Annotated in this window: 16 protein-coding genes; 10 read left to right on the plus strand and 6 right to left on the minus strand. The window is 50.8% G+C overall.

Going from position 1 to position 15,488, the window contains the following annotated elements:
• Window positions 1-57: 57 nt before the first annotated feature.
• Genes B157_RS0103555 through B157_RS0103565 form a run of 3 tightly spaced genes read left to right on the plus strand, consistent with a single transcriptional unit; the run spans window position 58 to window position 3,050 of the window.
• Window positions 58-1,545 (plus strand): flavin-containing monooxygenase, encoded by a 1,488-nt coding sequence (locus B157_RS0103555; protein ID WP_020602007.1) that lies wholly within the window; start codon window positions 58-60, stop codon window positions 1,543-1,545.
• A complete protein-coding gene (locus B157_RS0103560) occupies window positions 1,542-2,348 on the plus strand; it encodes an SDR family NAD(P)-dependent oxidoreductase (RefSeq protein ID WP_020602008.1) in 807 nt (268 codons plus the stop codon). The genes B157_RS0103555 and B157_RS0103560 overlap by 4 nt, the downstream gene beginning before the upstream one ends.
• Before the next feature lie 39 nt (window positions 2,349-2,387).
• Complete coding sequence (locus B157_RS0103565; protein ID WP_020602009.1) at window positions 2,388-3,050, plus strand: alpha/beta fold hydrolase; 663 nt, start codon at window positions 2,388-2,390, stop codon at window positions 3,048-3,050.
• Window positions 3,051-3,250: 200 nt separating this feature from the next.
• On the opposite strand, the gene B157_RS0103575 is transcribed toward B157_RS0103565, so the two are convergent.
• The 4 genes from B157_RS0103575 to B157_RS0103590 form a co-directional block, all read right to left on the minus strand.
• Entirely contained in the window at window positions 3,251-4,030 is a 780-nt protein-coding gene (locus B157_RS0103575; protein WP_020602011.1) for a TIGR00266 family protein, read from the minus strand.
• Between the two features lie 143 nt (window positions 4,031-4,173).
• Complete coding sequence (locus B157_RS0103580) at window positions 4,174-4,461, minus strand: hypothetical protein (protein ID WP_020602012.1); 288 nt, start codon at window positions 4,459-4,461, stop codon at window positions 4,174-4,176.
• 59 nt (window positions 4,462-4,520) lie between these two features.
• On the minus strand, window positions 4,521-6,062 hold the full coding sequence (gene gltX, locus B157_RS0103585; RefSeq protein WP_026308463.1) for a glutamate--tRNA ligase: 1,542 nt from the start codon (window positions 6,060-6,062) through the stop codon (window positions 4,521-4,523).
• Between the two features lie 109 nt (window positions 6,063-6,171).
• The gene (locus tag B157_RS0103590) at window positions 6,172-6,555 is read right to left on the minus strand and encodes a Rid family detoxifying hydrolase (RefSeq protein WP_020602014.1); all 384 of its coding nucleotides are present in this window, start codon (window positions 6,553-6,555) and stop codon (window positions 6,172-6,174) included.
• Between the two features lie 110 nt (window positions 6,556-6,665).
• Between B157_RS0103590 and B157_RS0103595 the strand changes: the two genes are divergently transcribed.
• The 6 genes from B157_RS0103595 (at window position 6,666) to B157_RS0103620 (ending at window position 12,003) form a co-directional block, all read left to right on the plus strand.
• Complete coding sequence (locus B157_RS0103595; protein WP_020602015.1) at window positions 6,666-7,814, plus strand: App1 family protein phosphatidate phosphatase; 1,149 nt, start codon at window positions 6,666-6,668, stop codon at window positions 7,812-7,814.
• 135 nt (window positions 7,815-7,949) lie between these two features.
• The gene (locus B157_RS0103600) at window positions 7,950-8,525 is read left to right on the plus strand and encodes an RNA polymerase sigma factor (protein ID WP_026308464.1); all 576 of its coding nucleotides are present in this window, start codon (window positions 7,950-7,952) and stop codon (window positions 8,523-8,525) included.
• The gene (locus B157_RS0103605) at window positions 8,500-10,119 is read left to right on the plus strand and encodes a porin family protein (protein ID WP_157618293.1); all 1,620 of its coding nucleotides are present in this window, start codon (window positions 8,500-8,502) and stop codon (window positions 10,117-10,119) included. Before B157_RS0103600 ends, B157_RS0103605 begins: the two co-directional genes overlap by 26 nt.
• A 40-nt stretch (window positions 10,120-10,159) precedes the next feature.
• Window positions 10,160-10,708 carry a QcrA and Rieske domain-containing protein gene (locus tag B157_RS0103610; RefSeq protein WP_020602018.1) on the plus strand — a complete coding sequence of 183 codons (549 nt, stop codon included), beginning with the start codon at window positions 10,160-10,162 and terminating at the stop codon, window positions 10,706-10,708.
• A gap of 82 nt (window positions 10,709-10,790) precedes the next feature.
• On the plus strand, window positions 10,791-11,438 hold the full coding sequence (locus tag B157_RS0103615) for a hypothetical protein (RefSeq protein WP_020602019.1): 648 nt from the start codon (window positions 10,791-10,793) through the stop codon (window positions 11,436-11,438).
• Between the two features lie 4 nt (window positions 11,439-11,442).
• Window positions 11,443-12,003, plus strand: a complete 561-nt coding sequence (locus B157_RS0103620; protein ID WP_020602020.1) for a YceI family protein — start codon at window positions 11,443-11,445, stop codon at window positions 12,001-12,003.
• On the opposite strand, the gene B157_RS0103625 is transcribed toward B157_RS0103620, so the two are convergent.
• Window positions 12,000-13,253, minus strand: coding sequence for a TCR/Tet family MFS transporter (locus tag B157_RS0103625; protein ID WP_020602021.1), 1,254 nt, complete (start codon window positions 13,251-13,253; stop codon window positions 12,000-12,002). The two genes, B157_RS0103620 and B157_RS0103625, sit on opposite strands and share 4 nt — an antisense overlap.
• Before the next feature lie 108 nt (window positions 13,254-13,361).
• A complete protein-coding gene (gene dnaN, locus B157_RS0103630) occupies window positions 13,362-14,501 on the minus strand; it encodes a DNA polymerase III subunit beta (RefSeq protein ID WP_020602022.1) in 1,140 nt (379 codons plus the stop codon).
• Between the two features lie 159 nt (window positions 14,502-14,660).
• Between dnaN and B157_RS0103635 the strand changes: the two genes are divergently transcribed.
• Entirely contained in the window at window positions 14,661-15,173 is a 513-nt protein-coding gene (locus tag B157_RS0103635) for a DUF2480 family protein (protein ID WP_020602023.1), read from the plus strand.
• The last annotated feature ends 315 nt before the right edge of the window (window positions 15,174-15,488 follow it).

Genomic DNA, 15,488 nt, shown 5'->3' on the forward strand with positions numbered 1-15,488 from the left:
TCAAACTAATGTTGACCAGATTTCTGATCACCTGTTTGTTCTGATGTTCGCTCTTTTATGGCTACTGCCCAATTCCCGCAGCCGGAAAACCCACTCGATGTACTGATTGTAGGTGCTGGCCTGTCCGGGATAGGCACCGCCCACTGGCTACAGGAACAGTGCCCAAACAAGCGATACGCTATCCTGGAAGCCCGGGAAGCCATTGGCGGCACCTGGGACCTTTTCCGCTATCCGGGTGTTCGCTCCGATTCGGATATGCATACACTAGGGTACGGATTCAAACCCTGGCGAAACCCCAAAGCCATTGCCGATGGTTCATCTATCCGGCAGTACATCGAGGAAACCGCCCGGGAAGGTAGCATCGTTGACCACATTCATTTCGGCTATAAAGTGATAGGAGCCAGCTGGTCGAGCCAGGAGGCCTGTTGGCGCGTTGAAGCTGTGCATGTGCCAACAGGTGCGCCCCGCATTCTTCGAACCCGGTTTCTGTATATGTGCAGTGGCTATTATAGCTATGAGGAAGCCTACCGACCGGAGTTTACCGCTGAAGCCGACTTTCGGGGAACGGTTGTTTTGCCGCAGTTCTGGCCACAGGAGTTGAACTACACCGACAAGCGGGTAGTGGTCGTTGGCAGTGGAGCAACGGCTGTGACACTGGTGCCCGCCATGGCGCAGTCGGCAGCGCACGTAACCATGTTGCAGCGGTCCCCTACGTATGTGGTTGCCCTGCCCGGTCAGGATGCGATTGCACTCTTTCTTCGGCGTTACCTGCCCGAGCGTTTGGCTTACGGATTTACCCGTTGGAAAAACCTTCTGCTGGGTATGGCCGCGTACAAGCTTACCCGGCGTTTTCCCCGGCATATGAAACGCCGTTTTGTTAAAATGGCCGCCCAGCAGCTTGGCCCGGACTATGATGTCAACACGCATTTTAGCCCGCGCTATAATCCTTGGGATCAGCGGCTTTGTGTAGTGCCGGACGGTGATTTGTTCCAGGCAATTAATCAGGGGCTAGCCTCCGTAGTTACCGATGAAATTGACCGTTTCACTGCCACGGGCCTGCGGCTTAAATCCGGGCAGGAACTTCCGGCCGATGTGGTAGTCCTGGCAACTGGACTGAAAGTGAAACTGTTCGGGGGAATGTCGCTAACCGTCGACGGGCAGGTCTACCAACCGAACCAACTAATGGCCTATAAGGGAATGATGCTGGGTAACGTGCCGAACTTCGCACTCGCCTTCGGCTATACCAATGCGTCGTGGACGTTGAAAACAGACCTGACGGCGGGCTACGTGTGTCGGTTGCTCCGCTACATGGACCACCACGGTTACTCAATTGTTGTGCCGCGCCCGCAGGACGATGTGCAGCCCGAACCGCTGCTTAGTTTTTCGTCTGGCTACGTGCAGCGTGCTCAGAAACTGCTGCCTAAGCAGGGTTCCCGTCGGCCGTGGCGCGTGTTCCAGAATTATCTACAGGACATGCTCACCATCCGCTTTGGCCGCCTGGCCGATGGCGTCTTACACTTCGGTCCTAAAGGCGCACTCCCATGAATCTGACCAGCAAAGTAGCTCTGATTACCGGGGCGGGTAGCGGCATAGGGCAGGCTATTGCCCTGTCTCTGGCCCGGCGCGGCTGCCACCTGGCCCTGGTGGACATCAATCCGCGGACACTGGAGCAAACGCACCAACAGGTCCAGGCACTGGGCAGGCGGGTCACCAGCTATCCGCTCGATGTGACGAGTCGCGAGGGGGTGAATACGCTGCCGGCTCAGGTTATATCGGACCACGGTTGCCTTGATTTGTTGGTCAACAACGCTGGGGTAGCCGTTGGGGGTACCTTCGGGCAAGTGAGTGAAGTTGATTTCGATTGGGTCATGGACGTTAATTTTCTGGCGGTGGTGCGCATGACGCGGGCGTTCCTGCCGTATCTGCACCAGCGCGATGAAGCTCGTCTCGTTTATCTCTCCAGCATATTCGGTATCGTTTCGCCCCCTGAACAAAGTGCGTATTCGGCCAGTAAGTTTGCCGTTCGGGGATTTGCCAACGCGCTGCGCCACGAACTGGAAAACACACCCATTGGGGTGACTGTCGTGCATCCGGGTGGGGTGGCTACGGCCATTGCCCGGAATGCCCGGGTGCCTTCGGGAACCAGTCTGGAAATAATTCGTCAGAAGCAGGCACTTCAGGAAAAAATGCTGCGACTGCCGCCAGAACAAGCCGGCGAAATTATCGTAAAAGGTATCGAGCAGGGACGCGCCCGCGTTATGGTAGGCACCGATGCAAGGGCGATTGCGTGGCTGGAACGGATCATGCCCGTGGGCTACTGGCAGGCGATGAAAAAGTTTTTACGCTGACAATACATCTGGTAAGTCTAACGCCTGAAAAAGCCCCCTATGCGCCTGATTTTTATTCCCGGTTTTGGCGAAACGCAACGTATCTTCAGCCAGATAGCTCCTCAACTACCGGGCGAACACGTGTTTGTTGAGAATTCGGATTTGTTGGGTAGTCAGCCTATGCCCTCGCTCACCGCCATCGGGTACGCCCGGATGCTGGTCGACAAGCACCACATAACGTCGGCAGACTGGGTGATCGGGCATTCTATGGGGGGCTGGATTGCCTACGCCATCAAACACCTGACCGGCTGCTCAATTATACAGATTGCCTCCTGGACCGACCCGGCAAAGGTGGTACTACCAGTCAAAAATTCAGCGATCATTCATTGGCTGGTTCGGAAGGGCTGGTACTTGAACCAGTTCAATAAACGGCTCTTGCTAGGACTAGTCTACCGAAATAAACCCTCCGCCCAAATCTTTGGCGAAGTATTCCAAAACTTAATTGATAGTCCGCCTACCTACGTCATCAATCAATTACGGATTATTCTGAATCCGCTGGGTGAACAGATTGACGTTCAGCCTGAGGTGATCATTCACTCAAAGAAAGATACGATTATTCGTTACCCGGACAATCGCGTGAGCACCGTATCAGGTGATCATTTCAATCTGATTACCCACCCTGATGAAGTCATTACGGCTATTCGGCCTTTCCTGACTCCCTGATGATGTCCTGGCAGAACGTTGTCAAATGTCAACGTAGCCTTCTACAGAATAGGCAGGGGTTTGCGTGGTCGGCAAATGAATCGGAGGGCGGGAATGATAAAAGCGAAACCCTGGTCAATTTTTCGTTATGAAGAACAGAAAATCGACCAGGGTTTCGTCAACAAAGATGGAAAAAATCCGGCTGGTAATCTATGACAGGTTTACCCTTCAAACAGGTTACCTAGTTGCCCAAGTACGGAACCACCTTCTTTATGGCTCTGGGCACTGTTAGGGGCTAAACGCTGTACCAGTTTTGAAATTGGCATCGACTGAATCCATACTTTGCCGGAACCGCGAAGGGTAGCCAGGAACAGACCTTCACCCCCGAATACCATGCTGCGCAGGCCACCCGCCCGCTGAATGTCGAAGTTGATGCTGGGCTCAAACCCAACCACACAACCCGTGTCGACCCGTAGCGTCTCGTTATTTAATGTCCGCTCAATGACTACGCCACCAGAATGAATAAATGCCATACCGTCACCCTGTACTTTCTCCAGAATGAAGCCTTCTCCGCCAAAAAAACCGGCTCCCAGCCGCTGATTGAACTGAATACTCAGTTTAGTGCCAAGGGCTGCACAAAGGAACGCGTCTTTCTGGACGATGAGTGTATTGCCGTAGATATTGGCCAGGTTAACGGGCATAATGGTGCCGGGATACGGAGCTGCGAAAGCCACTTTCCGCTTACCAACGCCCCGGTTGGTGAAGTGCGTCATAAATAACGATTCGCCCATAACCATCCGTGAACCGGCCTGAAGCAGTTTGCCCAAAAAGCCCTGATCGGGTTGCGAGCCATCACCCATTTTGGTTTCAAACGTGATGCCATCTTCCATGAACAGCATGGAGCCCGCTTCGGCAATGACGGTTTCGTTGGGGTCCAGTTCGATTTCAACAACCTGGATGTCTTCGCCAATGATTTTGTAGTCGATTTCGTGTGAGTACATAGGAGTAGTCGTTAAGCGTTTATCGTCTGTTTTTTTACGAGTGAAAACTACGGAATCGTGTGCATTTCGTCCAGTAGTTTTCTGACAAACGGTGCGAAAGTTTCCCAGTCGGGCCTTTTTACGGATTAGGATACCACCAAAACCTACTTATCATCATCATCCAGCAAATCCTTATCGTCGATGAGGTCATCATCGTCTACTTCGGCTTCCCCGGCCTCGTCCTGAGGCTCCGGGGTGCCTTTCAGATTCAGGTCGGTACGGTGACGGAGCTTTTTATCATCAACCGTTTTGTTCAGAAACTGATTGATTTTGTCGATGTCGAAACTAGTGGTGATCTCACCGAACGAGTTGATCTGAATATCAAACCCTTCCAGTTCTTTGTGAACACGGGGCTTGTCGTTTTCGTCGGGGTTCGCTTTTTTCTTGGCCATTGTATTTTGTGTTTGACGTATAAACCTAAAAGGTACAAAAGACCTTTTAGGTTTAAAAATTAGCTCTTCAGCACTTTCAGATTATCCAATGCCTTCTCCAGCCGTTTGACCGTTTCGTCCTGACCGATGATTTCCATCGTCAGCATCAGGTCGGGGCCAGCACCGGAACCGGTTAAGGCCAGGCGCATGGCCTGCATGATTTTGCCCTGCTTGATACCTGCCTGCGTCATGGCATCGGAAAGCGTGTGTTTGATCGTTTCGGCCACAAATTCTCCATCGAACGGAATCAGCGCATCCCGGAAAGCAGTTACGGCTTTCACTGCGTCGTCATTCCATTTGGCCGTGGCAATGGCTTCATCATAACTCGTTGGTGCGTTGAAAATGGTATCGGCTTCCGCGAAAATCTCCTGAGCGAAATTGACGCGACCTTTCAGCAGAGCCGCAATTTTTTCGGCTTTTTCGGGTGAGCAGGAGAAGCCGGCGGCTTCGGCCTGTTGTTGAACAGCAGGCGCCAGGGCGGTATCGGGTTGCTGACGAATGTACTGATGATTAAACCACTGCGCCTTCTGAATATCGAAACGGGCACCGGCTTTATGTACCTGCGTCAGTTCGAAACTGGCGATTAGTTCATCCATCGTAAACAGTTCCTGTTCCGTACCGGGGTTCCAGCCCAGCAACGCCAGAAAATTAATCGTCGCTTCGGGTAGGTAACCATCTTCCCGGAAGCCACGGGCTACCTGTCCGGTAACGGGGTCTGTCCATTGCAGGGGGAAAATTGGGAATCCGCCCAGGTCAGCATCACGCTTACTGAGTTTTCCGTTTCCTTCGGGTTTCAGCAGCAGGGGCAGGTGAGCGAACTGCGGCATGGTAGACTCCCAGCCCAGATACCGATATAACAGCACGTGGAGTGGTGCCGATGGCAGCCATTCCTCTCCCCGAATAACGTGCGTAATACCCATCAAATGATCGTCTACAATATTGGCCAGATGGTAAGTAGGCAAACCATCGGATTTCAGCAGAACCTTGTCGTCGATGGCGGAGGAATGGACGTTGACCCAGCCTCGAATCAGGTCGTTCAATCGGACTTCTTCCTTGCGGGGCGTTTTCAGTCGAATTACATAAGGCTCACCAGCCTCCATGCGGGCGCGTACATCGTCGGCCTTCATGGTTAGTGAATTTCGCATTTGCATCCGGGTAATGGCATTGTACTGGGCGGCTGGTGCATTGGCTTCTTCGAGTCGTTTCCGCATGGCATCCAGTTCTTCGGCCGTATCAAACGCGTAGTAGGCCTTGCCTTCATCAACTAGTCGCCGGGCTTCTTTCTGGTAAATATCCCGCCGTTCCGACTGCCGGTAGGGAGCGTGGGGGCCCCCTGTTCCCTGGCCTTCGTCAATTTCGATACCTACCCAGCGAAGGGCTTCGAGGATATACTCTTCGGCACCAGGTACAAACCGATTCTGGTCGGTATCCTCAATCCGAAGGAGCATTTGGCCGCCCATTTTTCGGGCAAATAAATAATTATACAGCGCAGTTCGCACGCCACCAATGTGCAGGGGACCGGTAGGGCTGGGTGCGAAACGAACGCGAACGGGAGTTGACATGAGAGAGAGTGAAAGAGTGAAAGAGCGAAAGAACGAAAGAGTGAAAGTTGCTGGCGCGTCCATCGTTTGCGTTAGCAACTTTCGCTCTTTCGCCCTTTCATTCTTTCACTCATTGTATAGCTATTACTGAAATTTCAACATTAACATCTTTGGGAAGGCGGGCTACCTCAACCGTTTCGCGGGCGGGCGGCTGGTTGTCGAAAAACTGTCCGTACACCTCGTTGATAGCTCCAAAATCAGTCATGTCCTTCACGAAAATGCTGGACTTTACGATGTGGCTGTACTCCATGTCGGCTGCCTTTAGAATGGCGCCGATGTTCTCCATTACTTTCAGTGTTTCAGCCTTAATATCACCTTTTGGGGCTAACTCAGCGGCAATCTGCCCGGAAACGAATAACATGCCCGCGGGGGACGCATCAGTAACTTTTACGGCCTGACTGTAAGGCCCAATGGGAGCTGGAGCCTGCTCGGTATAAACAATTTGTTTATTCATGGTCTTTAAATTCTACTTTCGTCTGCAAGTTACCACTAAAGGCGGGAAGGCCGAAAAAGTGCGGTGCTCTTCCTGCTGAAAGCTTATTCCAAACAATCCTATGTCTACTAATGGCATCGTGGAAAGAATTACTGACTAATACGGCTACCGATATCGAAACGCAGTTCGACCGGCTGAAAACACGGCTTTCCGGACGACTCGATGCGGATGAACCGTACAAAATTATTTACTACCGAGGCTTCGGCAGTCCGGAAGCCGTCTGGTTAAAAGGCCGGGTTTTGCGCCAGAAATGGTTAACGACGCCCAGCGACCGGGATACGTTCTGGCATAATATGCTGGCTACCTATCAGCGTTTTGACAGTGATGCGGTACCGAATGCAACAGTACGAATAGACGCCTTCGGTCAAACGCATACGACCGTAACGGATAAAGAAGGGTATTTTGACCTGACTATCAATCCGCCAAATGATTTACCCCCTAGCCGGGTATGGTTTCCGGTTCGCTATTCGGTGGATGGAATGGTACAGCCTGCCTTCCCAAACGGAGCCGGTGGCAAGTCTATCGTGAAAGACGGTTATCTGATGGTTTCGCCCACATTTAGTCAGTTTGGGGTTATTTCTGATATTGACGATACGGTGCTGGTAACGGATGCGACAAACCTGCTTCAGACGGCAAAACTTACTTTTCTGGGTAATGCCTATACCCGATTGCCCTTTGCCGGCATAGCTGCTTTTTATCGAGCCTTGCAGAGTGGTCCCGTCACGACGTTGTTCAACCCCATTTATTTTGTATCCAGCAGCCCCTGGAATCTGTACGACCTGCTGGTTGATTTCTTCCGGATTCAGGGAATTCCCAAAGGGCCCATTCTGCTGCGTGATTTTAGTTTGAGCACCAAGCTTTTTGCATCCGAAGGGCATCATACGCACAAATTAGCGATGATTCGCAAGGTGCTGGATGTAAACCCAAACCTGGCATTCGTACTCATTGGCGATAGTGGCCAGCAGGACCCTGAAATTTATGCGCAGGTGGTACGCGAAAACCCCGGCCGGATTCGGGCGGTGTACATTCGGGACGTATCAGAAGACCGGCGCGATGAATCGGTACGTGAACTTATCCGAACCACCGAAGCATATAATGTACCCATGCTGCTGGTGTCAGACACGGTTGCCGCTGCTGAACATGCGGCTTCGCTGGGACTGATTGACCCGGACACACTCCCCGAAATCCGGGCTGACCGTAGGTCTGACAAGGAAGATTGATTATTTCCCGACAGTACGCAACCCTTTTTCAGGGCCTGCCGTATTGATGAATGAACCGGTTCAACTGTTCCTTTTCTCATCTTAAAAACACAGTTGATGCTATGAACTATTTCGTTTACGTATAAACGAAGCACTTTGTCCAACACTCCCAACATACCGGCACTATCCGACGTTCTGGCGGGTTGTCTGCGCAACCACCGGCAAAGTCAGGAATTGCTCTACCGGCAATTTTATGGGTATGCTATGAGTGTTTGCCTACGCTATGCCCCTACCCGCGAGAGCGCAATGGAGGTGCTAAATGATGGTTTCCTGAAGGTATTTACCCGCCTGGACCAGTATGACCCGCTGCAGCCCTTCAAAGGATGGCTCCGGCGTATTCTGATCAACACGGCTATTGACCACTATCGGCAGGAAGTACGCCATCAGCATGAAACGATTGAGCCATTCGAACAAACCGTCGTTTCTCAAACGCCGGATGCGCTTAGTCAGTTGGCTCACGATGATTTAATGGAATTGATTCAACGATTATCGCCTGCCTATCGGCTGGTTTTTAACCTGTATGTTATGGATGGATTTACGCACGAAGAAATTGCCGGGCAACTGGGAATTTCAGTTGGTGCGTCGAAATCGAATCTGGCGCGGGCACGCGAAAACCTGCGCCAGTTATTAAAACACTTAAACAACGATGAGTATGTCAGAGCTAACCGATGACCAATTGGATGGCCTCTTCAGAAAGTCGGCTGAAGAGTTCAAAATGCCGTTCGATTCGGCGGCCTGGCAGGATATGAAAGCCCGCCTTGATGCAAACGACCACATTGTGCCCACCAGTGGAGTCTCACTGGTGAAGAATATCCTGCGCTGGGGCCTACCCCTTGTATTGTTATTACTGCTTATTGGTTGGGTTGTTTATCAATCCGACAAATTTGCCGGGCCCGTTTCCGTATTGTCAGTACAAAGTAACCCCGATACCGTAAAGGCAGTAATGGACTGGGGAGGAGGGCCACTTGCATCTAAACGGCCTGATAATGGAGAAGTTGCCAATGTAAAATCAATGCGTATGCCGGAACAGGCTGTTACAAGTTCCAGGCAAGAAACTGGCCTGGAGCTTATAATGCCTGACTGGAGTACGCTAGAGAGCCGTCCCAACACCGTACCAGTGCGACCAACTAAAACGCGGGTTATGCCTGACAGGATAAGGGCTGTAAAACGCAGCGGGAAAGAAAAAATGGACTACTCCGAATCGGTATCTACAGCAAAAAAGAAAAAAGTAGCTCGCTCACCGCTGGATAAGTTGCCCTACACAGTCGCTAAGGCACCAACAAGTACCAGCCGTGTTTTTCGCAGGAAGAACCTGACAGCTGGTAGCTCATTGGATGAAAAACTTCGAAAAAATACGGCTGATAATGAGTTAACTACTACTCCCAACAGTATGCATTGGTCAAAGGACAGGCTGGTATCCGATAAACAGCGCGGCACGAATGCACTGGTAGACATGCCCGCAAATGGTTCAACGGGAAGTGAAAATGAATTTCCTGTAGCTGTAAATGAGTCGACCGCCATCGTATTGTCAGACGTAGCAGAACTGGCTAGTCGACCGATGAAATGGGCAAAGCCGTTACCCGTTATTAGTCGCCCTGTTGAGATACATCCCGACACCACCGCCAGAAAAATTGCTTCTCAACCGGCAACCATTCGGGGGCTAAGTGTTCGGTTTGCCGTATCACCCGATTTGAGCGGGATTGGATTGACGAACTTCACCCGACCAGGTACCAACGTAGGGTTATTTCTCGAATATAAAGTGGCATCGCGCTGGAGTATTCAGGCAGGAGTAATTAAGAGCACGAAAGTGTATAAAGCCGCTACCACCGATTATGCATTGCCCGACTACGCCCTCAAATGGGCTGTGAAGCCTGAAGGGGTCGACGGTCGCTGTAGTATGATTGATATTCCCGTAAACATACGGTACGACGTAGCCCTGCGTTCCCGACTGAATGGTCAGGCTCCCAGCCGGTGGTTTGTGAGCGGTGGCGTAACATCCTATATCATGAATCAGGAGGATTATACGTACCAGTATGCCGACCCCACAAGTCCGCACATTTACCCATACAACTGGGGATGGAGCGGAACGAGTGGGAGCTATGGATTCAGCGAACTAAACCTCTCTGCCGGGTATGAGCGGGCCATCAGTCGCCGATTGTCGTGGCAAGTGGAACCGTTTATGAAGGTTCCGCTCAAGCGGATTGGCTACCTGAAACTTAATCTATTGAGCACAGGTACTTTCTTCTCCCTGCGGTATAAACTTTAAAAATCAACTCACCGCCCGGGCAACTAATTATTGTATCTATATGAAAACGAACAACCAAATGGAAAGCAATTTAACAACTGACCAAATGAAGCGCGGAGAATTTCTGCGTAGCCTGGGTATGAGCAGTGCCGCATTGATGGCCTTTTACTGCATGGGTACCGGCCTGACCGCCTGTTCCAAAAGCAGCGACCCTACACCTGCTACCACACCTACTACCCCAACCACGCCAACCACATCGACTGGACTGACAGGTAATGCAGAAACGGCCAAGGGAGCGGTCAATTTCACGCTTGACTTAACAGACGCCAATTATAGTAAGCTTAAAACAGCAGGTTCTTTTGTGAAAGTGGGAGACGTACTGGTTGCCAACACGAAAGGGAACAAGTTTGTAACGATTCAACGCCTTTGTACGCACCAGAATAACGATCTTGTTGCCTATCAACTGGCTTCCGATGATTTTGGCTGTAGTGCGCATGGTTCCCTATTTGCCACCGATGGCACCGTGAAACAGGGGCCGGCTACCAGTGCTATGAAACTGTATAAAACAACCCCGAGTACGGATGGGAACAAACTCACGATTACGGCATAAAATCTGGTGTTGGTTGAACGTGCCCACTCTTTACTGTCTTTCCATGAAATGCATATGTCTGATATTGTGGCTGGTTTTTGCAATGGATTCGTTGCACGCGCAGGATTCCACTACTGTACGTCGGGACACGACCATTACCCCAGTAGCAGCAGGCGCTGACGAAGCGACCGACCTGCTGGCAAGCCTGACCGACTCCACCGACGCACAGCCTTTGTTGCCGCACAAGATGCTTTTTACCCAACGGGCATTCTGGGGGCCAAAAGGATTATTACGAACGATGAAGATTGCCCCACTGACACCAGAGGGCCGTATTCATGAATTAAACGTTAGGCGTACGATGCTCGTAGCGCACCAGATTGGCGGATTTGTTACACTGGCGGGCTTTGTCGCTCAGGGATTACTAGGTGCTAAGTTATACAACGCACAAGGTCAGGACTACGTAGATACCAAACGATGGCATGAACGGTCGGCCACGTTTATCAACATTGCCTATGGCACCACACTGGCGCTGTCACTAACGGCCCCTCCTCCGGTGGTAGGAGCGAAAAGAGGATTCACCTCCATCAAACTGCACAAATATCTGGCTATTGTTCACCTGACGGGTATGGTCGCCACCAATGTGCTGGCTGGACTGATTGATGAACATTACAACCTGAAACCCTACCACCGGGCTGTTGCTTATACCACCTTTGGAGCCTATGCCGCTTCCATCATCGCCTTAGCATTCTAAAACTATGAAGTACGTTGTTCACTGTTGCTGCCTGCTGGTAGCGTGTATTTTCGTTGCTTTTAGTCCGGCACCGATGGGAAAACGTAAACTGCTGGCCGATAAAGGGCTGTCGACCGTTACTTATGCGGCCAAACATCCATTGCACAAGTGGGAAGGCGTGAGTCATGATGTGAACGGGGCCGTTATCTACAACGACGATACGAAGCAGCCCGAAAGTGTGGCTATTGCGATAAAAGTAGCCTCGTTCGATAGTGACAATAATAACCGGGATTCGCACGCCATAGAAGTGCTGGAAGGGATAAAATATCCCAACGTGACATTCGTCAGTTCTGACATTGAAGCGGGTTCAACGGGTATGCTGATGGCTAAAGGAACATTGACCTTTCATGGAGTGGCCAAACCCGTTACGGTACAGGCTACCCGCAAGGATGCGGGTAATAAAATGACGCTGACAGGAGAGTTTCCCGTTAGCATGACCGATTACAAGATCGAACGGCCATCACTGATGGGAATAAAAACGGAAGATGAAATGAAGCTACGCTTCAACGTCGCCTTTTCACTTTAAACCGGGATGTCCGTTGTCGGTACCGATTCTACTCTGCGAATACCATTTCGTTTCAGCCCGCGCCGGGCCAGAAGGGCACTAATCAGTACCAAAAGAGAACCCAGGAAATAAGGCGCACCGGGTAAATAAAGAGGGGTTTTGACAGCGGTGAAGTACGAAAAGAGATTGGTCATGATGAGCGGACCAAAAATAGATGTTGTACTGGTCAGACTGGTCAAAGCACCCTGCAACTCTCCCTGTTCATTGGGCGGAACCTGATTCGATATAATGCCCTGAATAGATGGCTGGGCAATGCCCCCCATGGCATAAACAGCCATAAAAGCAAACATCATCCAGCTTTGGCTGGCAAAACCAAATAGGGAAAGCCCGATAGCGCTAAATAGCAGACCAACGTACACTGACCGTTCCTGCCCTAGTTTCGGAATGATAACCCGGCTCAGTCCACCCTGTACTATGGCAAATGATACACCAATAGCGGCCAGCGACAAGCCAACGGTCTTCTCATCCCACTTGAATTTCTCCATGGTGTAGAACGTCCATGTTCCCTGCACGGCAAACCCGGCAATGTAGACCAGCACCAGGGAGGCCACTAAGCCAAGGATAATTGGGTACTTACCCAATCGCATCAGCGAACCAATCGGGTTGGCTCGTCGCCAGTCGAACGGACGACGGTTTTCAGGAGCGAGCGATTCGGGCAGGACGAAAAAGCCGTACAGGAAATTAACCATCGTTAAGCCTGCTGCTACGAAGAAAGGCACACGTGGGCCGTAGGAGCCAAGAAAGCCCCCAACGGCGGGACCAAGAATGAAGCCTACACCAAAAGCGGCACCAACCAGCCCAAAATTCTGCGCTCGTTTTTCGGGGGGACTGACATCGGCAATGTAGGCAGAAGCGGTTGTGAAACTCGCGCCCGTAATGCCCGCTAATATGCGCCCAATGAACAGCCATTCAATAGTTGGTGCAAAGCCAGTCAGGATGTAATCAAGTCCGAAGCCAAACAACGAAAAAAGCAACACAGGTCTGCGCCCGTAGCGGTCGCTCAATCCGCCCAGTACGGGAGAAAAGATGAACTGCATAATGGCATAGGAAAAGATCAGCCAGCCCCCCCAACTAGCCGCCTGACTTAGGTTGCCGTGAATAAGCTGTTCGATTAGTTTCGGGAAAACCGGGATGATAATACCCAGTCCCGTAACATCAATCAACAGGGTGATGAAAATAAAGACAAGAGCCGGAGCCTGACGGGATTTCATAGGAAGGAGCGAAGAGTGAGGAGCGAGGAGTGAGGGGCCATTTGATTATTTTTTACTTACACCGGATGGCTCCTCACTCCTCGCTCCTCACTCCTACTTACTCAAAAATTAAGCGTATGTATTCAGCATGACCGGCATAACCAGCATCAGAATGTCTTCGTTTTCTTCTTTATCTGCCGGAATCAGCAGACCTGCCCGGTTGGGAGCCGACATTTCGAGGGTAATCATTTTGGCACTCAGATTACTCAGCACTTCAGCCATCAGTTTTGCATTGAAACCAATTTCCATAGCCTCGCCATCATAATCGCAAAGGAGCTTCTCGTTGGCTTCGTTGGAATAATCCAGGTCTTCGGCCGAGATGGTTAGCGCGTTTGGCTTGAGCGACAGGCGAATCTGGTGCGTAGTCCGGTTAGCGTAAATCATAATCCGCTTCAGCGAGTTGAGCAGATCAGTACGACCAATGGTCATCACGTTCGGATTGTTGGTCGGAATCGCATTTTCATAATCGGGGAAACGCTCATCGATCAGGCGGCAGATTAGCTGCGTTGGGCCAAACGTAAACGACGCATTCGACTGACTGAACTCTGCCGTAACTGGCTCGTTCTCGGGCAGCGATGACTTTAGCAATTGCAGCGCTTTGCGGGGAATAATAAAGGAGTTACTACCCGATGCACCAAGGTCGGTCCGGCGGTAGCGGATAAGTCGGTGACCATCCGTGGCAACAAAGGTTGCATTAGCGTCCGTCAGTTGCAGCAGTACCCCTGTCATGGCAGGGCGCAGGTCGTCGGTGCTGGTGGCAAAAACAGTATTGTTGATAGCACTCAGCAGTACATCCGAGGTCATTTCAACCGACATGCTCTTGGTTACAGTCGGTAGTTTGGGGAAGTCAATCGGGTTCTCGCCCGATAGTTTATACCGGCCATTATCCGTAAGGATTTCAGTGCCAAAGGTTTCGGTGTCAATATTAACCGTTACGGGCTGTTCGGGCAGGCTGCGAAGGGTATCCAGCAACAGTTTGGCCGGGATTGCAATGGCTCCGCTCTCGCTGGCATCCACTGGAATCTGGGTGGTCATGGTAGTCTGTAAATCCGAAGCCGTTACAGTAAGCGTACCGCTCGATGAATCCTCGCCAACGTCGATGCGAAACAGGAAATTTTCGAGAATGGGAACAATCGGATTTGTGGCGACAACGCCGTTAATATGCTGAAGGTTTTTGAGCAGTACAGATGAGGAAACTATGAATTTCATGAGCCAGTTGATTAAGGCGTTTTATTGACAGATATAAGGACAAAAGTAGCAAAAAAAGCCGACTCATTTGTGCGTTTTTTGTTAACCTCAATGAGTAAATAGCCTGCATTGAACGGCCTTACGACAGTGGTTGTTTACAGCGTATTAGCAATAGAAATTATGGAAACCGAAATTGTGAATCGCGTTGCTGGCAGTGGACTGGTTACCCTTGATCTGGAAGACTATTATCACCCTGGTGAGCGGGTTGTTTATGACCTGAAGGACAATCTTTTTATGGGATTGATTTTAAAGGAAAAGGATTTTCGGGCGTTTTTGAAAGAACACGACTGGAGCCAGTATGCTGGTAAAAATGTAGCCATTACCTGCACTGAAGACGCCATTGTGCCTACCTGGGCGTATATGCTCCTTACGTTGCAGTTGCAGCCTCATGCAAGCAGCATCGTGTTCGGCAATCTGACTGACCTGGAAGAAAAGTTATATTTCGATGCTATCTCCCGCATCAACCGGGAAGGCTATCGCGATGCCCGCGTTGTAGTAAAAGGCTGTTCCAACGTACCCGTGCCAACGGCGGCTTACGTGGAAATCACGCGGGTACTGCGCCCCGTTGTGCAGAGTCTTCTGTTTGGTGAACCGTGCAGCACCGTGCCCCTTTACAAACGCCCGAAGGTATGAGGGATGGATTGTGGAATTGTATTGACTTGCTGAGACGGGATTTTCCGCAGAAAAAATACAAAAATGGCTTCGGTAACTAGTACCGAAGCCATTTTTACTAAATGCTGTAAGCCTGCTACTTACTTACTGATGTTACGCATGGTTGATCTATCTGTAGCAACCTCTTTCTAAATTTACTCAAAAACACCACAAAAAGCGCTCATGGAGTTTATATCCCNTATTTTTGACCTCTACTCGGACTATTTGCTGGTCAATCAGAACCAGCCAACAGCCACCCGACTATCGGCACTGGTGGATGGGAAACTCTCCCATGAT

Origin of the sequence: Spirosoma spitsbergense DSM 19989 (genome assembly GCF_000374085.1) — a bacterium.
Classification (GTDB): Bacteria; Bacteroidota; Bacteroidia; order Cytophagales; family Spirosomataceae; genus Spirosoma; species Spirosoma spitsbergense.